Annotated in this window: 22 protein-coding genes and 1 pseudogene; 14 read left to right on the top strand and 9 right to left on the bottom strand. The window is 62.0% G+C overall.

Annotation, left to right across the window (positions count from 1 at the left end; genetic code table 11):
- Positions 1-22 precede the first annotated feature (22 nt).
- Entirely contained in the window at positions 23-529 is a 507-nt protein-coding gene (locus AC245Y_RS13865) for an FMN-dependent NADH-azoreductase (RefSeq protein ID WP_245274023.1), read from the bottom strand.
- Positions 530-735: 206 nt separating this feature from the next.
- Between AC245Y_RS13865 and AC245Y_RS13870 the strand changes: the two are divergent.
- The 6 genes and pseudogenes from AC245Y_RS13870 to AC245Y_RS13895 form a co-directional block, all read left to right on the top strand.
- Positions 736-864: pseudogene (locus AC245Y_RS13870) on the top strand (hypothetical protein); the annotation flags it as partial.
- A gap of 115 nt (positions 865-979) precedes the next feature.
- Positions 980-2,161, top strand: coding sequence for a MocR-like pyridoxine biosynthesis transcription factor PdxR (pdxR, locus tag AC245Y_RS13875; RefSeq protein WP_487762867.1), 1,182 nt, complete (start codon positions 980-982; stop codon positions 2,159-2,161).
- A gap of 100 nt (positions 2,162-2,261) precedes the next feature.
- Positions 2,262-2,717 carry a carboxymuconolactone decarboxylase family protein gene (locus AC245Y_RS13880; protein ID WP_026157414.1) on the top strand — a complete coding sequence of 152 codons (456 nt, stop codon included), beginning with the start codon at positions 2,262-2,264 and terminating at the stop codon, positions 2,715-2,717.
- A 95-nt stretch (positions 2,718-2,812) separates the two neighbouring features.
- Entirely contained in the window at positions 2,813-3,133 is a 321-nt protein-coding gene (locus AC245Y_RS13885) for a DMT family transporter (RefSeq protein WP_017994584.1), read from the top strand.
- Positions 3,134-3,610: 477 nt separating this feature from the next.
- A complete protein-coding gene (locus tag AC245Y_RS13890) occupies positions 3,611-3,922 on the top strand; it encodes a hypothetical protein (RefSeq protein WP_157628335.1) in 312 nt (103 codons plus the stop codon).
- Positions 3,894-4,508 carry a 3'-5' exonuclease gene (locus tag AC245Y_RS13895; RefSeq protein ID WP_012758107.1) on the top strand — a complete coding sequence of 205 codons (615 nt, stop codon included), beginning with the start codon at positions 3,894-3,896 and terminating at the stop codon, positions 4,506-4,508. Before AC245Y_RS13890 ends, AC245Y_RS13895 begins: the two co-directional genes overlap by 29 nt.
- A 26-nt stretch (positions 4,509-4,534) precedes the next feature.
- Here the strand turns inward: AC245Y_RS13895 and AC245Y_RS13900 are convergent, their stop codons facing one another.
- A complete protein-coding gene (locus AC245Y_RS13900; protein ID WP_012758108.1) occupies positions 4,535-5,398 on the bottom strand; it encodes a DMT family transporter in 864 nt (287 codons plus the stop codon).
- Positions 5,399-5,488: 90 nt separating this feature from the next.
- On the opposite strand from AC245Y_RS13900, the gene AC245Y_RS13905 reads away from it, so the two are divergent.
- The gene (locus AC245Y_RS13905; RefSeq protein ID WP_017994587.1) at positions 5,489-6,898 is read left to right on the top strand and encodes an aminotransferase-like domain-containing protein; all 1,410 of its coding nucleotides are present in this window, start codon (positions 5,489-5,491) and stop codon (positions 6,896-6,898) included.
- Between the two features lie 256 nt (positions 6,899-7,154).
- Here AC245Y_RS13905 and AC245Y_RS13910 read toward each other — a convergent pair whose 3' ends face one another.
- On the bottom strand, positions 7,155-7,556 hold the full coding sequence (locus tag AC245Y_RS13910; protein ID WP_003560657.1) for a response regulator: 402 nt from the start codon (positions 7,554-7,556) through the stop codon (positions 7,155-7,157).
- 10 nt (positions 7,557-7,566) lie between these two features.
- Positions 7,567-9,312: a sensor histidine kinase gene (locus AC245Y_RS13915; protein ID WP_050563538.1), complete on the bottom strand. Its 1,746-nt coding sequence runs from the start codon at positions 9,310-9,312 to the stop codon at positions 7,567-7,569.
- An 84-nt stretch (positions 9,313-9,396) separates the two neighbouring features.
- Between AC245Y_RS13915 and AC245Y_RS13920 the strand changes: the two genes are divergently transcribed.
- Both AC245Y_RS13920 and AC245Y_RS13925 read left to right on the top strand, forming a co-directional pair.
- On the top strand, positions 9,397-9,909 hold the full coding sequence (locus AC245Y_RS13920) for a GNAT family N-acetyltransferase (RefSeq protein ID WP_026157416.1): 513 nt from the start codon (positions 9,397-9,399) through the stop codon (positions 9,907-9,909).
- Between the two features lie 178 nt (positions 9,910-10,087).
- A complete protein-coding gene (locus AC245Y_RS13925) occupies positions 10,088-10,960 on the top strand; it encodes a hypothetical protein (protein WP_026157417.1) in 873 nt (290 codons plus the stop codon).
- A gap of 67 nt (positions 10,961-11,027) precedes the next feature.
- Here the strand turns inward: AC245Y_RS13925 and AC245Y_RS13930 are convergent, their stop codons facing one another.
- The 3 genes from AC245Y_RS13930 to AC245Y_RS13940 form a co-directional block, all read right to left on the bottom strand.
- Entirely contained in the window at positions 11,028-11,942 is a 915-nt protein-coding gene (locus tag AC245Y_RS13930; RefSeq protein ID WP_012758114.1) for a phosphotriesterase family protein, read from the bottom strand.
- A 217-nt stretch (positions 11,943-12,159) separates the two neighbouring features.
- On the bottom strand, positions 12,160-12,816 hold the full coding sequence (locus AC245Y_RS13935; protein WP_026157418.1) for a Vgb family protein: 657 nt from the start codon (positions 12,814-12,816) through the stop codon (positions 12,160-12,162).
- 49 nt (positions 12,817-12,865) lie between these two features.
- The gene (locus AC245Y_RS13940) at positions 12,866-14,086 is read right to left on the bottom strand and encodes a hypothetical protein (protein WP_017994591.1); all 1,221 of its coding nucleotides are present in this window, start codon (positions 14,084-14,086) and stop codon (positions 12,866-12,868) included.
- A 119-nt stretch (positions 14,087-14,205) separates the two neighbouring features.
- On the opposite strand from AC245Y_RS13940, the gene AC245Y_RS13945 reads away from it, so the two are divergent.
- Together AC245Y_RS13945 and AC245Y_RS13950 are read left to right on the top strand one after the other, a co-directional pair.
- A complete protein-coding gene (locus AC245Y_RS13945; RefSeq protein WP_017994592.1) occupies positions 14,206-15,003 on the top strand; it encodes a DUF899 domain-containing protein in 798 nt (265 codons plus the stop codon).
- Positions 15,004-15,008: 5 nt separating this feature from the next.
- Positions 15,009-15,368: a hypothetical protein gene (locus tag AC245Y_RS13950; RefSeq protein ID WP_012758118.1), complete on the top strand. Its 360-nt coding sequence runs from the start codon at positions 15,009-15,011 to the stop codon at positions 15,366-15,368.
- A 183-nt stretch (positions 15,369-15,551) separates the two neighbouring features.
- On the opposite strand, the gene AC245Y_RS13955 is transcribed toward AC245Y_RS13950, so the two are convergent.
- Positions 15,552-16,193: a metallophosphoesterase family protein gene (locus AC245Y_RS13955; RefSeq protein WP_017994593.1), complete on the bottom strand. Its 642-nt coding sequence runs from the start codon at positions 16,191-16,193 to the stop codon at positions 15,552-15,554.
- 418 nt (positions 16,194-16,611) lie between these two features.
- Here AC245Y_RS13955 and AC245Y_RS13960 point away from each other — a divergent pair, with 418 nt between their 5' ends.
- Positions 16,612-17,097: an RNA ligase family protein gene (locus AC245Y_RS13960; RefSeq protein ID WP_348625834.1), complete on the top strand. Its 486-nt coding sequence runs from the start codon at positions 16,612-16,614 to the stop codon at positions 17,095-17,097.
- Between the two features lie 161 nt (positions 17,098-17,258).
- Positions 17,259-18,281, top strand: coding sequence for an LLM class flavin-dependent oxidoreductase (locus tag AC245Y_RS13965; protein ID WP_017994597.1), 1,023 nt, complete (start codon positions 17,259-17,261; stop codon positions 18,279-18,281).
- 24 nt (positions 18,282-18,305) lie between these two features.
- Here AC245Y_RS13965 and AC245Y_RS13970 read toward each other — a convergent pair whose 3' ends face one another.
- The gene (locus tag AC245Y_RS13970; RefSeq protein WP_017994598.1) at positions 18,306-19,130 is read right to left on the bottom strand and encodes a helix-turn-helix transcriptional regulator; all 825 of its coding nucleotides are present in this window, start codon (positions 19,128-19,130) and stop codon (positions 18,306-18,308) included.
- Positions 19,131-19,227: 97 nt separating this feature from the next.
- On the opposite strand from AC245Y_RS13970, the gene AC245Y_RS13975 reads away from it, so the two are divergent.
- The gene (locus tag AC245Y_RS13975; RefSeq protein ID WP_017994599.1) at positions 19,228-20,151 is read left to right on the top strand and encodes a phytanoyl-CoA dioxygenase family protein; all 924 of its coding nucleotides are present in this window, start codon (positions 19,228-19,230) and stop codon (positions 20,149-20,151) included.
- Positions 20,152-20,259: the final 108 nt, after the last annotated feature.

The following is a 20,259-nucleotide window of genomic DNA, read 5'->3' on the forward strand; positions in this document are numbered from 1 at the left end:
GTCCCCTGCACCGAGAAGAAGATCAGGTCATGCAGCCCGATCGTGGCGGGATGGCTTTCAAATAAGGCGTCAGGAAATCCGGCTGGCGGGCGCGCTCCCCGGAAAACCGCCCGCCCGAGGCGATCGCGATAAAGACGGGGCGGTCGCGTAGCGTGCCTACCTTTCCGGCCGGGCCGATCGTGAAGGTTCGCCGCGCCCGCACGACATGATCGATCCAGGCCTTCAGCGCCGAGGGGACGGTCAGATTGTGCATCGGCGTTCCGATGACCACGAAGTCCGCAGCCTCCAGCTCGCGGATCAGCTCTTCGGACAGGGCCATCGAGCCCTCGCGCGAGACATCCGCCGCCGATGCCTGGGAGATCGCATAGGCCGCGTCGACATGGGCGATCGTGCCATTGCCGATCACCCTCTCGACGACGGTCGCCCCCGGCTCCCTCCGCAGGAGGAAGCCGATAATCGCTTGGGAGAGCCTGTAGCTCTCGGCCGTCTGCCCGCGCGGACTGCAGCACACATGTAGGATTGTCTTCATTGACCTACTCCGAAGTTCTGTCCAAATCCTTTCGCCGCGTTGAAAGAGCGCGATCCGATTTGAAGCGTGGAAGTGGCAATGGTTTTACGAATCTTATGGTCCATCCCAAAGATCCATGAAGGAAGCTTACAGCTGGGCCATGATTGCCCTGGCCGAACCGTCATGCCATCATCACCTGCCCATCCATATAAAAAGGTTGACGAGCCATGACCGGCGCAAGGCCTGGCAATATCCCGCCGCTCGATCCAGCGGCGGCCACGCCGTTTTACCGGCAGATCTACGATCGCTTCCGCGGCGCCATCGCCAGCGGTGTGCTGAAGCCGGGCGACCGGATACCATCGGCACGAGCGCTGACCAAGGAGTTGGGTCTCGCCCGGGGCACCATCGAGGCCGCCCGGTTCCCTGCTTGCCGCCGAGGGTTATATCCAGGCCAGCGGCCAGGCCGGAACCATCGTCACGCCGGATCTCAAACCGCAAATGCCGGTGTCGAAACCCATCCTGTCGGCCGAGAGCAGCGGCATCGTGCCGACGAGTTTCCGTCCCGACTCGAGCCTGCCCTTCCAGATGGGCCTGCCCGCACTCGATACCTTTCCCCGCAAGATCTGGGCGCGGCTCGGCGCGCGTTGCGTACGGGCCATGCTGCCGGCTGACATGGTTCACCCTGCCGTTTCCGGCCTGCCGGCCCTTCGCGCCGAGATCGCCGCATATCTCCAGGTCTCGCGCGGCATCGACTGTTCGCCATCCCAGGTGTTCGTCACCTCAGGTTATCGCCACACCATCGCGCTGATCGTGCATACCTTGCTGAAGGCTGGCGATCGGGTCTGGCTTGAAAACCCGGGATATCCGCCGACCCGGGAGCTGTTCCGGCATATGCAGATCGAGAGCATTCCCGTGCCGGTCGATCGCGACGGTCTAGTCGTCTCCGACGGCATCAGGCAGGCGCCTGACGCGCGTGCGGCGGTCGTCACGCCCGCACACCAGAGCCCGCTCTGCGTCTCGCTCTCCCTGCCCCGGCGCCAGGCGTTGCTGGACTGGGCTGCGGGAAACGAGGCATGGATCATCGAGGATGATTACGACGGCGAATACCGCTATGTCAGCCGTCCCCTGCCGGCCTTGAAGAGCCTGGATCGAGAGGGCCGCGTGCTCTATGCCGGCACCTTCAGCAAGGTGCTGTTTCCAAGCCTCCGGCTTGCCTATCTGATCGTGCCGAAAGCCGAGGTGGCGCGGTTCGAAGAGATGACCGAGGCGATGGCCGCCGGCAGTCCCGAGCTGACGCAGGCAGTCGTCACCGCCTTCATCACCGAGGGCCAATTCGCCAGGCATATCCAGCGCATGCGCAGGCTCTATGCCGAGCGCCGCGAGATGACGGGGGCAGGCCTGGAAAGCGTGCTCGCCGGCCATGTCAGCATCGATTCACAGCCCGGCGGCATGCACCTGATCCTGCGGCTGTTAGGCGAGCGTTCGGACCGCGAGCTCGTGGCCCTTATGCGCAGAGAAGGCCTCTATGCGGAAGCACTGACCGACTGGATGATCGAGGGCGAAGCCGCCCCGGCCCTGCTTCTCAACTTCACCAATATCGACTCTCAGCGCACAGCCGAAACACTGGCAAGGCGGATTTTAAAACTGCTGTGACCCGATGTCATGGCCTAATGCAGAATGCCATTCATGGACCTTCTGATATAGGCCAAGATGCACGACGATGAAGTCCTTCAATCAGAAAGGAACAATCGTCATGAGCAACCGCATCGACTACGCAAAGGCTTCTCCCGAGGGATACCGGGCTTTCGGCGGCGTCTACGTCGCCATCCAGAAAAGCGGCCTGCCGAAGGAACTGGTCGATCTCGCCTATCTCCGGGTGTCTGAGATCAACGGCTGCGCCTTCTGCATCGACATGCACTCCCGCGATCTGCTGAAATCAGGCCTGACGGTGGAGAAGCTGGTATTGGTCGCGGTCTGGCGCGATGCCGGCAACCTGTTCAGCCCCCGCGAACGCGCAGCCCTTGCCTGGGCGGAAACGGTCACGCGCGTCGCCGAAACCGGTATTCCCGATGCGGATTATGCCGCCGCTGCCGCCGAATTCGACGACAAGGAACTTGCCGATCTCACCTATGCGATCGGCCTGATGAACGCCTTCAACCGCTTCGGCATCGCCTTCCGCTCGACACCGGCGGCTGTCGCCAAGGCCTGAAGCTGTCAGGCGGGCGCTCACATATGCGGGCGCCTGCTCCCCTCAGAATAAAGCTCGCCGGCCGCAAGGTTCGGCCCATCAAGGGATTCACAACTATGGCTTGGGCGCTCCTCGGCATCGCCGGCATCCTCGAAATCGGATTCGCCTTCTTCATGAAGTCATCGCTAGGCTTTACCCGGCTGATCCCCACTTTGCTGACCGTCGTAACCGGCCTGTCGAGCGTCTTTCTCCTGTCGATGTCGCTCCGCACGCTGCCTGTCGGCACCGGCTACGCGGTCTGGACCGGCATCGGCGCGGCCGGCACCGCGATCCTCGGCATGGTCGCGCTGGGCGACGCCGCTTCACCGATGCGACTCTTCTGCATCGCTCTCATCCTGGCTGGCGTGATCGGCCTCAGGCTGGTTTCGGGCAGCTGATCGTCGTGCCGGGTCGAAACCGATCCGAGCGGGCGCGATATCGTTTAGGGACCGCCGTCGCAAGCTTTAGCTCTTGCTGCATCATCGAAGATGTAGCTTCCGGACGTTTGGTCCGAGCAGTGGTCGATTTGGTCGTTTGCGATGAACCCCGACCACACGATGAGGCCGAGACCGGCGACAAAGACCAGTCCTGCCGCAATTCCAAGCGCCTTGAGAACCCGTCGTTCCATCCCGCCTGACACTTTGGCTCACTCTTCCACCGTCCCGACCCGCCAGGCGTCGGTAGCGGCCCTTGCCTTGTTCTTGCGGCTTGCGCTGGTCAATGTCAATTCGCCGCCGGCACCGGGCAGTTCCTGTCGCAGGGTGCCACCTACGACAGCACTGCACTTGCCGCCTCGGCCAAAGTCCCGTCATTTGCATAGTCAGGCTGGTTGGATAAACTCCACGCTCGGGACCACTATCCAGGAGGGACAGTTCGTGATTTGGCTGATCGTGTTGCCCTTCGCAGGAGTCTTTATCGCCGCCTTGATCATGAAGCGAGGGATCAGACTTTGGATATCCATCGCAATCGCGAGCTTAGCAATATTGGTTGGGGCGACCTGCCTACACACCTTCGCCGTCGAGCCTAGCTCTCGGATTGATGAACAGGAGTGTGTGGGAGCGACGGCGATTGCGTGGCTCATAGCCTTTATTTGGAGTGCTCAATGTGTTGGATTCCTCCTTAAGCTTATCGGCCAAATTCGTGAGGGTAACGTCGACGATGAAGACCGCCATCATATTCGACTGTGAATTTCTTTGCCTGGAAGGCTCGCAACGCAGATTTTGGTGCGCGGCCCACGATCCCGATCCTATCATTGCGCAGATCGGAGCCGTCAAGCTTGGCCTCGAGGGCGAGTTTCCGATCCTCGATACGTATAAATCCTATGTTCGGCCCATCGATCGTTTCGGCAAGCGGTATCCGCTCGGTCCCTATTTCACCAATCTGACCGGCATCACCGAAGAGGATATCGACACCCATGGCGTGGTCTTGGAGGATGCCCTTTCCGGCGTCGACAGCTTCTCGGGCGGCGCCCGGTTTTGGTCGTGGGGCAAGGACGAGCTGAACATGTTGGCCATTAGCTGCTATGTCGCAGGCATTCAGCCCTCCATCCCGGCTCGCCGCTTCGACAACGCCGTCAAGCTTCTCGTCGCTGCGGGCATGCCGATCGAGGATTTGGCAAAGACGCCCAGCAACAAGCTGGCCGACTATTACCAGGTCGAACATCCTCCATTGCGGGGACATGACGGGCTCGACGACGCTCTGTCGATATCATACGCGCTGCAGCATCTGATGAAGATTGGAAAATTGCAGCCCGAGGTTCTCGATCAAATCTGAGGACAGAGAGAGCGTCATGATCCTCCCTACCGCGCAAACTTGCGAGCGCCGGCGACGCAGAGGATGACGGCAACGGTCACTGCGAGCATTGCCCAGGTCACGGGCTCGTGCAGCAGGGTTGCGGCGAGCGCCAGGCCGAAGAACGGCTGGAGCAGCTGCAGTTGTCCGACGGCGGCGATGCCGCCCTGCGACAGGCCGCGATACCAGAAGATGAAGCCGATCAGCATGGAAAACAGCGAGACATAGGCAAGGCCGAGCAGCGCCGGCGCTTCAATGCCCGAGAAGGTCTCCGGCCGATGAAAAAGCGCGACTGCGACCGTCACCGGCAGCGACAACACGAGCGCCCAGGAAATCACCTGCCACCCGCCGAGCGTGCGCGAAAGCCTGCCGCCTTCGGCATAGCCGAGGCCGCAAACGATGACCGCCGCCAGCATCAGCAGATCGCCGACCGGCGAGGCCGTCAGGCCCTGTGTCAATGCGAATCCCGCCACCAGCGCGCTGCCGAGAACGGAAAAGGCCCAGAATGCCGGCTTCGGCCGTTCTCCGCCACGGATCACGCCGAAGATCGCGGTTGCGAGCGGCAGCAGGCCGATGAAGACGATCGAATGGGCTGAGGTGACATGCTGCAGCGCCAACGCCGTCAGCAGGGGGAAACCGACCACGACGCCGAGCGCGACGACGGCCAGGGAGAGAATATCACCTCGGCTCGGCCGCTTCTCTCTGAAAGCGATCAGCAGGCCGAGGGCGAGGAAGCCGGCGATCGCCGCGCGCGCCACGGTGAGGAAGACGGGATCGAACTGCATCACCGCCACGCGTGTCGCCGGCAGCGATCCGCTGAAGATCACCACCCCGATAAAACCATTGATCCATCCCGATGCCATGCGGTCCATGATGCGCTGCACTCCTTCATTCTCTCACTCTTATCGGCCAACACGGATGGCCATGACAGTGACAGTCTGATACGATTTTGCGAAACTGTAATGGTTCAGAAAGCAATACAGATGAGCGAAGGACGCACACGCGTAGAGATGGTCGTCGCGACGATCAGGCAGCGCATCGCCGGGCGCAGCCTGACGCCGGGCGCAAGGCTACCTTCCGTCCGAGGGCTGGCTGCGACGTTGAAGCTCTCGACTTCGACCGTCGTCGACGCTTACGAACGCTTGATCGCCGAAGGCGCGATCCTGGCGAGACCAGGCTCGGGATTCTACGTCGCCAACCAGGTAGCGCCCTTTGCGCTTGCCGAGGCCGGGCCGAAGCTCGACCGCGCGGTCGACCCGTTCTGGATATCGCGGCAATCGCTGGAGGCCGGCGAAGCCGACCTGAAGCCCGGCTGCGGCTGGCTGCCGCCCTCCTGGCTGCCGGGGGACGGCATGCGCCGCGGGCTCAGAACACTTTCGCGCGCTGACGGGCCGGCGCTTGCCGACTACGGCTCGCCGCTCGGCCTGCCGCAACTGCGCCAGCTGATTTCCCGCCGCATGGGCGAACGGGGGATCGAAGCCTCCCCGGATCAAATCATGCTGGCCGATTCCGGCACGCAGGCAATCGATCTGCTCTGCCGTTTTCTGTTGGAACCCGGCGACACGGTGCTGGTCGACGATCCCTGCTATTTCAATTTCCATGCATTGCTGCGCGCCCATCGGGCAAAGATCGTCAGCGTGCCCTACACCGCGTCCGGTCCCGACATCGAGCTGTTTGCGCAAGTCGTCGCCGATGAGCGTCCGCGGCTCTACATCACCAACTCCGCCATCCACAATCCGACCGGCGCAACCTTGTCTCCTGTTACGGCTCACCGGGTTCTAAAACTCGCCGACCAGTTCGACCTGACCATCATCGAGGACGATATCTTTGCCGATTTCGAGCACACGCCAGCACCCCGCCTCGCTGCCTTCGACGGGCTCGAGCGCGTCATCCACATCGGCAGCTTCTCGAAAACCCTGTCGGCCTCGGCCCGCTGCGGTTTCGTCGTGGCGAAACCGGAATGGATCGACGGCCTGACAGACCTGAAGATCGCCACCTCCTTCGGCGGCGGCCGGCTGACAGCGGAACTGGTGCTGAACGTCTTGAGCGACGGCAGCTATCGCAAACACATGGAGACGCTCAGACACCGGCTCTCCCGAGCGATGAGCGAGGTCTCGGCCAAGCTGAGGAGCTTAGGGATAACGCCCTGGCTGGAGCCCCAGGCTGGAATGTTCCTCTGGTGCTTGCTGCCCGACGGCATCGATGCGGCTGATGTGGCACGGGCCGCATTGGAAAAGAGGATCGTTCTGGCTCCTGGAAACGCATTCAGCCTGTCGCAATCGGCAACGAATTTCATGCGCTTCAACGTGTCACAAACGCTCGATCCGCGCGTCTTCGAGGCGCTGAGCCATGTGCTGGCAAGAAGAGGATAATGGAACGGGACCGGATCGCCCTTATCTCGCAGCGCACAGGCTCTTATTGATAGGCAGGACATCCTCCAACGCTTGACTGGCGCGGCATTGACCAACGTCCCTCATCCTGAGGCGCGTAGCCCGGAGGGCGAAGCCTCGAAGGACACGCCGCAACGCTCCTCCTTGCATGCATCAACGCCAGCGCACCCGCCTCGCCCTTCGAGGCCCCTGCGGGGCGCCTCAGGATGAGGCTCTCTTGGGCGCCGCCCAACAACCATCAAAACGACCGATGGACCGCCTTGTCGTTGGCAAGGCGCGTCACGCAGCCTTCGAGTTTGGCGAGCAGCAGATCGAAGTCGAGCGGCTTCGTCAGATAGTCCGCCGCTCCGCCGCGCAGGCCGGCTAGCGTGTTTTCCCGGTCGGTCAGTGCCGTCAGCAGGATGAAGGGGATGTTGGAAAGCTCGGGGTGGTTGATCTGAATTTCCGCCAGAAGCTGGTGCCCATCCATCACAGGCATCGAAATGTCGCTGATGACGATATCGGGCCACTTCGACAGGATCATTTCCAGTCCCTCGGCGCCGTTCGATGCCTCGAGCGTCTTGTAGCCGGCTTCGCTCAATTCTTCGACGAGGAGGTTCCGGATCTCGACTTCGTCTTCTATGCACAGGACTGTAACCATGAGCTCTTCCTTAAGCTGCGACTTGTTGATCCGACAATAGAAACTCTATTGGCAGAAGAATGGTGAATGTTGTGCCTTTGCCGAGCTCGCTCGTCACCTCGACGGTGCCGCCATGCAGTTCGACGACCTGCTTGACGACGTTGAGGCCGATGCCGGTTCCGGCAATGCCCGTCGCGCTGCGGGCGCGATAATAGGGCTGGAAAAGCTTCGGCAGATCCTCCGCATCCATGCCGATACCACTGTCGGAGATGGCGATCTCCACCGTTTTCTCGTCGGCCCGGGCGCGAACATGAATGTCAGGCGCGTTGGGCGAATATTTGACGGCGTTCGAAATCAGGTTGGTGAAGACCTGTTCCATGGCGCTGCGGTCGAACGTCAATATGTCAGGTATGGGCTCGAGATCGAGATGGAACACATGCGAGCGGCTGAGGTGGCGCTGCCTGTCGCAGCAGCTGACGAGCAGGGCTTTCAGATCGCCTTCGCTGCGCTTTAGTGTGATCTGTCCGGTTTCGAGCCGGCCGCTGGCGAGAATACTCTCCATCAGATCCACCATGCGCACGACCGCACTGCGGATCACGCCGGCTTTTTCGTGAACGTAATCACCGCTGACGTTGGTCGTCGAGCGGCAGAGCCGCTGGGCAGCGGCGTCGATGATGGCGAGCGGCGTGCGAAACTCGTGCGAGGCCATGGCGACGAACTGCCGCTGAAGCGCATTCACCTGCCGTTCGTGCACCAGCAGGCGGTCCAGTTCCTCTCTCTGCCTTTCGATCTCGGCCGTTCGATCGGCCACCATCTCTTCCAGATGGTCGCGGTGGTGGGTGAGCTGCGCCTGGCTGTCCAGCAGGGTCAGCGAGGTGCGATGCAGACCTCGTCCGAGCCAGAACACGACGGTGATCAGCAGCCCCAGGCAGCCGAGCCCCGCCGGCGCGATCTGCTGCAGCAGCATGAAGCCGGGCCGGATAGGCGGCCACACGAAATAGCCGATCGTGCCGCCGTCATGGGACGACACAGGCACTTGCGCCCGCTCGTCCTCACCTTTCGAAGGCGCGAAATTCAAGCCTTCGAGCAGCGCATGATGCGCGATACTTTCGGCGGTCTTTCCATCGATGAACTTGACCGAGATGGCGATGAATTCCTGGCCCGCCTCGATCTGCATCCTGGCCGAGCTCGGCAGAATGGGACGCGCGCTTGTTATCGCCGGCCTGTTGCCGATCATGATCGTCCGAACCGTGGCCAGTTGACCAAGCGCTTCGGCGCCCGGTTTTACAGCCCGCTCGACGAGAGCGGCGCGCATCTCTCCGGCAAGAGCGGTCATTTCATGGCCGTCGTCGTCACCGAGCCGCGGCGGCATGGCATCCGCGCCGTCGCGGAACGCAAACATCAGGCGATTGGTATCGTCGAAGATATAGGTTCTGTCGTGCCCGAAATACTGGCTCGTCCACCGACCGACATTGTCGAGCAGCCATTCATGGTTCCGCTGCTTGGCATAGAGGAAGGCGTCATCCCATTTGGTGACGCTTTCCTGTTCCCGGGGAAGTGCCGCGATCTGCTCTTCCAATCCTTGGCGGACGAAGTCGGCCTGCCGGCGCAACGAGAGATCATCGACCTTCACCGCGGCGAGCCACGCAAATCCGCACAGCAACGCAGCCGCCGCGCAGGTGAGCGTCACCAAGACGAATGTGATGTGGGATGTGAGCCCGACCTTCAATATCTGCAACCTTTTGATGGCGCCTGCTGCCGAGAAATTGACACGCAAAGGTTGACGGACCATGAATTATGCGCTCCCGTGAAGGTCTGCGGCAGGTCCCCATAGGCATCGCAATCGTTGAAGGAGAAGCACGTGGATGCAGCAGCATCGTCGGACACCTCAGGCATCAGGATCGAGCCGATCGCTACCGCCCATATCGACAGCTTTCATCATGCGCTCGACGTTGTCGCGCGGGAGAAAAAATACCTGTCCATGCTGGAAGCGACTCCGCTGCCGCAGACGCGTGAATTCGTGATGGGCATGATTGCGAAACGCAATCCGCAATTCGTTGCCACCGCTCAAGACAAGGTCGTCGGTTGGTGCGATATCAGCCGGCATTTCTTCCCGTCGCACGCCCATCGCGGAAACCTCGGAATGGGAATCCTCCCAGCTTATCGGGGCAAAGGTCTCGGACGCATGTTGATCGAGACCACATTGAGAGCGGCGCAGAAAAGCGGGTTTGCCAGGGTTGAACTCGATGTTTATGAAGACAACGCCCGTGCTATCGCTCTCTACGAAAAGATGGGATTTGCCCGCGAAGGCATCGTCCGACATGCGGCACGCATCGACGGTCAGTTCATCGATGCGATCAGCATGGCGCTTTAGTTCGACGAGCGCGGCGCGGCATAGATCCAGGTATCGCCGAGAATTTTTGAACGAGTCCAGCTGACTCCCGTGCCCCGGATGTTCATCATTTTCACCGGGAGTTGGAACAAATGCTCTTTCACGCGATTAGTCCCATGCGAATGCGCCGCCATGCATCGGGCTCAGCGAGGAGGCAGCCATACACTTCACCCGCCGGCAATTTGCAGCGCTTGCAGCCGTAGTTTTCCTACCAGGGATGCCACGCGCAGCAGACGAGGAGAACGCCCTCTTCTGGCGCGCCAAATCCCCCGCGAATGACCATGTACTTTTTGGCTACGTGCGCATCCGCGCCGACGCTTTTCCTGACATCGTTACCGAGGGAAAACGCCTGATCGATCAATCGAAGAAGGTGCTGATCGACGTCAATCCCAGCCTTATCCTGTCTACTACCAAGTTCAAGAACAGCGATATCACGCCGGTCTTGTCAGGTTTGACGCCATCCGGTCAGGACGAGTTCAAGACAATCCTTTCGACATCCCCGGCAAAGGGAGCGATCGCAAAGCTTTCCGGTTTCGAGGCGAGCCTGCTCCTCATCGGCGAAGGACAACATGCCTTCGCCCCAGACGCGCCGAGCATCGGCCTGGCGCTTGCGAAGTATGGCGCATCGATCGGGCGCGATGTGGAGACGCTTGCCGCCGACGGGGAAATGCAGGCCATGCAGAAGCCATTGACGCTCGAAACGGTCAATTCGGTCGGCCCCGCCTCGATCATCTACCTTCTCGAGCTGCGCCGCCGGATCGGACCGATCGGCGCCTATTTCGACGAGCTGTACAAGGCTCGAAAAAGTGGTGAGATTGCAAGCATCGGAGAGGAAATCACCGCCAGAGGCATCGTGACGCCCACCGACCTCATCGATGCGGACAAGTTGCGCGCGCTTCTGATCGAGCGGATCACAAATCTGCCGGCAGGCACCAACGCTTTCGTCATCCTGCCGATAGGCCTTTTGAACGGTCCTTACAGCATTCTCAGCGAACTCCGCTCCCGCGGAGCAGAGGTGTCAGCAATCGGCTGAACCCGGTCTTGAGCAATTCCGGGGATCGCGACATGAATGCCCAGGCTCCTTTCGCCCGGCCACTCTCCTATCGGGCGAAAGCCTCGAACGGATTGTCGTGTGTCAGGCGCACCAGGGTGTCGTCGTCTATGCCCCGCCGTTTCAACTCGGGCAGCAAAACCGTGGAAAGATGCGTATACGGTTTGGGTATCCCGCCCATCGGCTGCGCCGGATCGAACCAGCCGCGGTCATGGCTCAACAACAAGCGATCGCCGCAGCCCGCCTCCAGCGCCTTGATCACCAGCTCCGCCACCTCGTTGTCCCCGCTCCGGCCGACATGGTCATATTCGATCCAGGCGCCTCGCTCAGCGACGGCGACATTAAGGGCGAAGTCCGCTTCTTCCTGCGTGTGGATGGAGATGAACCTGTCGGCCTTGTAGCCTTCCGCCTCGATGACATCGAGTTGGTCCATGACGACTCGTCCCCTGATCGTATGACTGCCGATGACGGCGTCCGTCTGGGCCGCGGCGCGTGCGGCTGCCCGCAGGATTTTCGTCTCAAGCGCCGTCATGCCGTCATCGCCGGCGCTGAGCTTGATCCAGCCCGCCTGGAACCCGGTTTCGTCGATCTGCTCCGTCAGCTCGCGAAGCATCCACGCCTCCAGCTCTTTCTCGGAAGCCTGGCGGACCCATTCGGGAATCCAGGGTTCACGGTAATTGCCGGTGGGCACGACGATCGGAAAATCCGTCGCGAGCGACACGGCAAGATCGATATCCGCACGGCGTCCAACGCCGCCCGTCGAGCATTCGACCAGTGCCGTCACCCCGAGCTTCTTGATCCGCTCGATTTCGGGGGCCATCAGACGGACGACGTCGTCGATGTCTGCCTCGGCATAACCGGGCTGGTCCGGCGTCCTGAGGTCGACGAAAACGTGCTCGTGCGGGAGGATCATCCCAAGTTCGGATTTGCTCTTAGGCCCGAGCGTGGTGCGCAGATATTTCAAAATCTCTCCCCCGCGATCATACCGGCTTTGCGTAAAGACCTCGACCGACACTGCCGCGAAAGTAGCTCGTCACGTACCGAAATCAATCTCCCACTCGGTTAAAATTCCAACAACTTGACCCCTTGATATCGACTTCCAACTTGACGCCCGAATTGCTGGCGAGCTGACTGTCGCCCGGGAGAGATATGTCGTATCGGCCTCTTCGGCGTCGCATCGGCTACTTCCCTTTCCCCTCCTTGCCCTGCGCCGGCCGGCTGATCGCGCGGATCTTGCCGCTGCCGCCGCCACCGCAGAAGAAGCAGTCGCCGCCGTCGGATTCGAGGCCGGAGACGCCGGTACCCTCGGGCATATCAAGCCGCTCCAGCACCTCCCCGGTTTCAGGATCGATGCGCCTGACGTCGCTGTCATCGCCCTCCCAGGTGCCGTGCCAGAGCTGGCCGTCGACCCAGGTGACGCCTGTCACGACGCGGTTGGATTCGATGGTGCGGAGGATCTTGCCGGTTTCCGGGTCGATCTGGTGTATCCTGCGGCCGCGGTGCTGGCCGACCCAGAGCGAGCCTTCGGCCCAAGCAAGGCCGGAATCGCCGCCATTGCCGGGCGCCGGGATGGTGGAAAGGATGCGGCCGGTCTTCGGATCGATCTTGTGAATGACATCCTCGGCGATCTGATAGAGGAACTCGCCGTCGAAAGCCGTTCCGGCATGGGACGCAACCTCGATCGAGCGCACCACCTCGCCGCTTGCGGGATCGAGCGCGTTCAGCCTGTCGCCCGAGGCGAACCAGACGTGCTCACCATCGAAGGTGACGCCGTTGACGCGCTCGGCGCCGGGAAAGGGTCCATATTCACGGATGATCGTCGCTGCCGATTTTTTCATCTCTTCCATCCTGTTCGCCCGTCGGGCCATCTTCATCAGTCAGGCCATACTAATCGCTTGGCAAAGGTCCCGGGAGTAACAAGACCGTCGGGAAACCGGGCAGCGGCGGGCTCATCCAACGCCGCGCCCGCCCGCGCCCGAAGGATTGCACCTTGCCCTCCCCGGCAAGCGAATCCAGCGCCCGCTGCACGGTGCGCGGGCTGGCGCCGAGCGCGATCGCCAGCGCCGAGCTCGACCAGGCCTCGCCATCGGCGAGAAAGGCAAGCACCGCCCCATGCTGGCCTTCGACGAGCGGCGCCAGCACGGCAGTCTCGCCGGCGCGCCGCGGCGAAAGCGCAAAGCCGCGTTTCGTCGCCGAGACCTCCGCCAGTCCCCGCAGTTCGGCACGCAGCCGGCCGATCTCGACGCGCAGCCGGGCACGATGCGATTCATCGGCATGTTTGCCGCGGAAGGCGCGCGCGATGAGCGTGCCGCGTGCCACATCCGCCGGCCAAGCTTCGGCAAGCGTCCGGGCGAGCGTGAAGAGCACCGGCCGCGTTGCCAGCGACACCGAAAGCTGATCGTCGCGCACGACATGGCGGCAGGCATCGACAACGAGCGTGCCCGAACCCAGCAGCTTTTCCACCTCCTCGAGCAGCAGCGGGCTTTCCCGCCAGCGCGAGATCAACCGCGCCACCGGCGCGCTGAGCACCTGGGCGGCATTTTCCACCTCCGCCGTCAATACCGGCATACCGGCCTCGCGCGCCGCCTGCCTCGCCCGGTCAAGCGCCGCACGCGCCGCTTTCGTCTGCAGGCGCCGGATCGCGATGCCCGTGACCACCAGCTCATGAGCGGCCCTTGCCGCCGGCGGCAGTGGCGTCGGGTCGAGTGTTTCGAGCGCCCGCTCGGCCTCGTCGAGCCGGCCGATCAGCACCAGCCGGCGAAGCTCGACATTCCTGGCATGGGCGGCATTGACCCTGTCGCCATGCGCTTCGAGCACCTTGCGCGCCGCCTCCAGCGCTTTGGGCGGCCAGGTGAGATCACGCGAGACCAGTGCGATCTCGGCCTCGGCGACCACGCAGCGGGCTCGCGCCACCGCCTCCCGCGGGCCGAAAGCACGCGCCGCACTCTTCAGCAGCGCCTTGGCGCGGACGAGATCGCCGAGCTGCGCCATCGCAATGCCGCGCAGCGCCAGCGCCGGCGCATCGTCGCGCAGCGCCACCCGCTTCAGCGCGCCGAGCGCGTCTCCCACTGCCAGCGCCCGCGCAGCTGCCGTGATCAGCGAGTCCATTCAAATCCCGTCACACTTGTCACTCCCACCATTTCCCCACCCGGCCTTAGATTTGTCGTCGACCGGCAAGCAAGCCTGCGCCGGATGCTACGACGAGAGACGGGCAAAGGAGAAGACCCATGACGACAGAGCTGAACGCAACACGGCAGCAATGGCTGGCGGCTCGCCTCGATCTGCTCGAAGAGGAAAAGGAACTGACCCGGCAGAGCGACGTGCTGGCGATCAAGCGCCAGCAATTGCCGCGTGTGAGGATCGACAAACAATATCGCTTCGACACCGACGGCGGCAACATCTCGCTGAAAGACCTCTTCGGCGGGCGCTCGCAGCTGCTCGTTTATCACTTCATGTTCGGGCCGGATTATACCGCGGGATGCCCGTCCTGCTCCTCGATCGCCGATGGCTTCAACGGCTTCTTCGTTCACCTGGAAAACCACGACGTCGCCTTTTGGGCGGTCTCGCGCGCGCCGCTCGCAAAGCTCGAAGCATTCAAGCGACGGATGGACTGGAGCTTTCCCTGGGCCTCCTCCTTCGGCAGCGATTTCAACGGCGATTTCAGCGTCTGGTTCTCTGCCGAGCAGCAGCACCAGGGCGAGGTAGACTATAATTACCGCCGTGAACCGCCCGCCCCCGAACCGCTCACAGGCAGGACTGTCCAGGAATGGCAGCCGGGCGACAGCGAGGCGCCGATCACTCAGATCGCCGCCATGACCGGCACCGATGTCCCAACCTATACCCGCGACCGGCCGGGTGTCAGCGCCTTCGAGCTCATCGATGGCGCCGTCTACCACAGCTATTCCAGCTATGCGCGCGGGCTGGACGGGTTATGGGGCATGTACCAATGGCTCGACCGCACCCCCAAGGGTCGCAACGAAACCGGCATCTGGTGGCGCCACCACGACCGATACGGCAAGGAGTGACGCCGATGCTGCTTTCCGCCCACACTCCAAAGAGAGCCGACGGCAACGCCGCTCTCAACGCCGCCGAATGGCTCTCGCTGGCCGCCGCAGCAGACGGATCAGTTGCTAAGCCGAGCCGTCGCATGGCTAGCCCAGGCGACCAAATCGCCGGCCGCGTAGCCGATTGGCTGTCGCTCGCAGCCGCTCCGACATTCGCGATCATGGCGGTGCTGACAGCCACGACCGGCAGCGCCGACATGATCTGCATGACGACGCCGGATGCCTTCCCGATCGGCGGAATGCTGCCCATGTACCTGCTGATGAGCGGCTTCCACCTGGCGCCCTGGCTGCGGCTCGCCGCCGGCTGGCGAGGCCTGAGTCGTTAGTGACGTGCTAAATGCCGCCACATCTCTCCTCCGTCATTCCTGTGCCCGTCACAGGAATGACGGAGATTGGGATGGCATTCTCGCCAAACTTTCTGCTGACGAGTCATGGCGGGGCGATAGCTTCCCCGCTAAGCAGCACTCCGCTCAGCCTCCGGTATTATCTCCCTGCCGACACGCCCAAGTTCACGCCCTCACCTCGATAAAGTCGATCGGCCCACCGGCAATTTCGTCATCGAACACCGCGCAGGAAAGCTTGCCGCCGAAGACGCAGCCGCTGTCGATGTTGGTGCGGTTTCCAGTTGTCACCGGGTTGGACAGCGACGGCGTATGGCCGTGGACCAGGTGCTTGCCCCAATAGATGCTTGACTCACCGGGAGGGAACCGTAGCCAGAGAAGATCGCGCTTGGTCTGCCGTTCCAGCGGAAATTCCGGAACAACGCCGGCATGGACAAAGATGCGATATCGATCGACATGCATGAGGGGACGATCGGCAGCCCATTGCAAATGCTGAGGCAGAACCCTGCCGTCATAGGACATTTCGGTTTCGAGTCCGCCGTTGCTGATCCACACGTCTCTGCTGTCGCTGTCGGCATAGGCAGCGATCATCATGTCCTCATGATTGCCTTTCAGGCAAATCCATCGCCACGGGTCCGATGGACCGGCGATGATCCGGTCGAGGACACTTTTGCTGTCAGGCCCGCGATCGACATAGTCGCCAACGAAGACGACGGTCCCTTCAGACGCATAAGTCTCGATCCGATCGATCATCCTGTTCAGCGGATCGATACAGCCGTGGATATCACCTATGGCGAATGTGTAGCGCATGTTTCAAGCTTCTCGGTTGCAATGCGACGGCCCGCAGCCAAGGATGAGAAGACGCGCCAGGACTTTGTGCGGAGGCTCACGCCGCTCGCCGTCCGCCGCATCATAGCAAACGAAAGCCCGCCGCCATCGCGAAAACCGACTCGTTCTCCAGCATTTATGGCCATTGGCTCTCCTTCCGCTTGAATTCGGATATGATCATCGCACCAACCATCGAAGATGCCGATCCGCAGAGGGGTGCGACCTTGCATTGCGCGATCGCCAACGGCTATGCCTTCATCCCATGAAAAAATACGGACGAACCTATCACCTACCGATTTCGCCCGGAGCGACAAGCGACGACAAGGTCATGACGAAGCTTGACGGGCTGATGATCGCCGATCTTGTCATCACCGTGAAAATGGATGGTTAGAACACGACCATTCATCGGGGTGGGTCTCACGCCCGCAGTCCCGACAGCCGTTATCATTCGTCGCGTGATTGGCTTAAAGCCTTTGCCGCCGGCATCAGCCCGCAACTGGTACATGGCGAACGCATCGTCGGCGAGAACCTCTATGCCCAGCACTCGATCGGCTATGATGACCTGCCGTCGTACTTCCTCGGCTTTGCATGGATTAGCGACGATGAGGTCCAATCCTGGGATCTGACTCTGGCCCGATTCGAAGAACTGGGCATCGATCCGGTGTCGACACTATATCGGGGACCATACAAAGCCGGTCTGTTCGAGGATATTGCGGCCTCGCTGGATAGGACCAAGCAGGAGGGTTTTGTCGTTCGTATCACTGATGGATTCCTGGAAGCCGAAATGCCGGTTCGGATGGGCAAGTATGTGCGGGACAACCACATTCAGAGTGAAACGCATTGGATGCAGTCGGAACTCATCCCCAATCGCTTGGCAAATTCCTGACGGACGAGAGCTGTGCATTCAAAGCCAACTCGGTCTGCCATTCCGTCTGATCCGATCCCATGCAGATCCGCCGTGCCCTTCCGGTTCCGATTGTCTTCCGGCCCAAAACTGTGCGATGACCCATCGACCCCAGACACAACGGATCAAGGTGCGGCATCGGTATGAAGAAGATCGGTTTCCTCTCGTTCGGGCACTGGACGCCCTCACCCCAATCGCAGACGCGCTCGGCCGGCGACGCGCTGCTGCAGTCGATCGACCTTGCCGTCGCGGCCGAGGAACTCGGCGCCGACGGAGCGTATTTTCGCGTTCATCATTTTGCCCGCCAGCTGGCCGCACCCTTCCCGCTGCTATCAGCGGTCGGCGCGAGAACCAATCGGATCGAGATCGGCACTGCCGTCATCGACATGCGCTACGAAAACCCGCTTTATATGGCCGAGGATGCCGGCGCGGCCGACCTCATTGCCGGCGGCCGCCTGCAGCTCGGCATCAGCCGCGGTTCGCCCGAACAGGTGATCGATGGCTGGCGGCATTTCGGCTATGCCCCGCCCGAAGGCCAGAGCGAGGCCGACATGGCCCGCCACCATGCCGAAGTCTTCCTCGAAGTGCTGCGCGGTGAAGGGTTTGCCAAGCCGAACCCGCGGCCGATGTTTCCCAATCCGCCCGGCCTGCTGCGCCTCGAGCCACATTCCGAGGGCCTGCGCGAGCGGATATGGTGGGGCGCGAGCTCGAATGCCACCGCCGTCTGGGCAGCCAAGCTCGGCATGAACCTGCAGAGTTCGACGCTGAAGGACGATGAGACGGGAGAGCCCTTCCACGTCCAGCAGGCCGACCAGATCCGGGCATACCGCGAGGCCTGGAAAGAAGCGGGCCACACGCGCCAGCCACGCATCTCGGTCAGCCGCAGCATCTTCGCGCTGGTCGACGACCGCGACCGCGCCTATTTCGGCTACGGCAACGACGAGGGCGACAAGATCGGCTTCATCGATGAGAAGACCCGGGCGATCTTCGGTCGGAGCTATGCGGCCGAACCCGATGCCCTGATCAAGCAACTCGCCGAAGACGAGGCGATCGCCGAGGCTGACACGCTGCTGCTCACCGTGCCCAACCAGCTCGGCGTCGAATATAACGCCCACGTCATCGAAGCGATCCTGACCCACGTCGCGCCGGCGATGGGTTGGCGCTGACGCGCTGTCATTGCTGCCGGGCTCTCAAACCCGCGGATATCTCGCACGGAATTCGCGAGGACTGCAGCCCTCACGTTCGTGAAAGACCCGCGAAAAATAAAACGGGTCATCCAAGCCGATCATCGCGGCCACCGTTTCGATCTTTTCGTCGGTGGTTGCCAATAGCTGTTTGGCATGATCCATGCGCGCCCGAAGCTGAAATGCTTTGGGAGGCAGTCCAGTTTCGAGCGTGAACCGCCTGCGCAGCGTGGCCGGAGACATGCCATGCTCGGCGGCAAAGGCTGCAAGGTCCAACGGTTGCATCGCCCGCCGCCGTAGCGTTTCCACGATGTCGGCCATATCTAGCCTTTCCTGGCGTCGATCGGCCGCGCCGCTTGCCTGTCTGGCGGCGGATATGACGATGCGATGCAGCATCAATGCCGCCGAGGCCTGCCCGAGGTTGGTGTCGTCAAGCAGATCGGCATGAAGTTTGCCGAAAAGCCGCATCACCTCGTCGAGATGATGCAGGGCGACGACCGGATGTCGCTCGGTCATGATCCTCAGCCTCACGAAGTCTCGCGTGAACGACCCTTCGAAAAGCGCCCAGCGCTCGTCCCAGCCGCCTTCGTCGGGGCCATAGGAATGCACGCGGTTCGGAAACAGCCAGAACAATGCAGGTCCGGTCAGGCTCATGCGGCCGGTGGCGGCCGTTTCCAGCCAGCCCTGCCCTCGCTCCACCAGCACGACGGCGAAACTCGGCAGTTTCCGGTCCGTCACCGCACGCCGGGCATGCTGCCTGCCGCTGCCGGTGACTGCCAGTCCGCCGGCTGCGCCGAGCGGCGTTCTATAGATGGCTTCGGCGTCTCTCATGGTGAGCGAAAAGTCCAGCTATCAATTTCCTCTATGTCGGTTGGTATGCCGGATCAGGTAATTGATGGCAAGTCAACTCAAGCGACGGAGGAGTGAAATGTCAATTGCTGCGGAGGTCATACAAGCTCGCAAGATGGATTTGCCTCTTGCCGCAAACGGCAGAACCTTGCCCGTTGAGCGGATCGGTTGGCTCGCGCCGACCGATCCCGGCATCGGCATCGACGCCATCCGCCGCCGCTACCAGGACGATGGCTATGTCTGGCTGAAAGGCCTTCTCCCGCGGGCCGATGTGATCGATTTTCGCCGCTGGGTTTTCGAACATCTCGCCGAAACCGGGCTGGTCGATCCCGGCAGCGATTTTTCTCTGGGCATCGCGTCTGCCGGCGGCTTCGACAGGAGCCTTGGGGACAGGCGCCTGATGTCCCTCGTCCGCTCAGCCGCCTATGAAGGTTTCTGTGCGCAACCGCCGCTCGCCCGCTTCATGGACGATTTCCTGCAGGGCATCTCCTATCTCCACAAGCGCAAGCTCATGCGTTTCATCCAGCCGGGAACGCCGACGGCCACGCCGGCCCACTATGATCTCGTCTATCTCCGCGGCGGCACCAGCCGCCTGGTGACGGCCTGGATTCCGATCGGCGACATCCCCGCCGAGATGGGCGGCCTGGTCTATCTCGAAGGCTCGCACGCGCTGGGCGTCAAGATGGAGGCCGAGTTCCAGGCAGCAAGCGGCGATCTTTCTGCAGAAGAGCGGATCAGTGCCTATAACCGCCACATGGCGGAAGGCGGCTGGATCTCGAAGGATCTACCCGATATGGCGGAGCGCTTCGACACCCGCTGGCTCGCCGCCGATTATGAGGCCGGCGACGTGGTGCTTCACTCGCCCTACATGATCCACGCCTCGACCACCAACCAGGACCGCACCCGGCGGCTGCGCCTCTCCACCGACATCAGATATCAGAATGTCGACGACGAGATCGACGTCCGATGGAACAACCATTGGAGTCTCGGCGATATGCTGTAGCTTAGTTCGACTGCCTCATTCGGCACAACCCCGGCTCTGGCTGCATGTCATCCGGTATAGGCGACCGCGCAACTGACGCGGAAAGCGAGGCGCAAAACGCCGGCCGCC

Source organism: Rhizobium sp. SRDI943 (assembly GCF_057653695.1).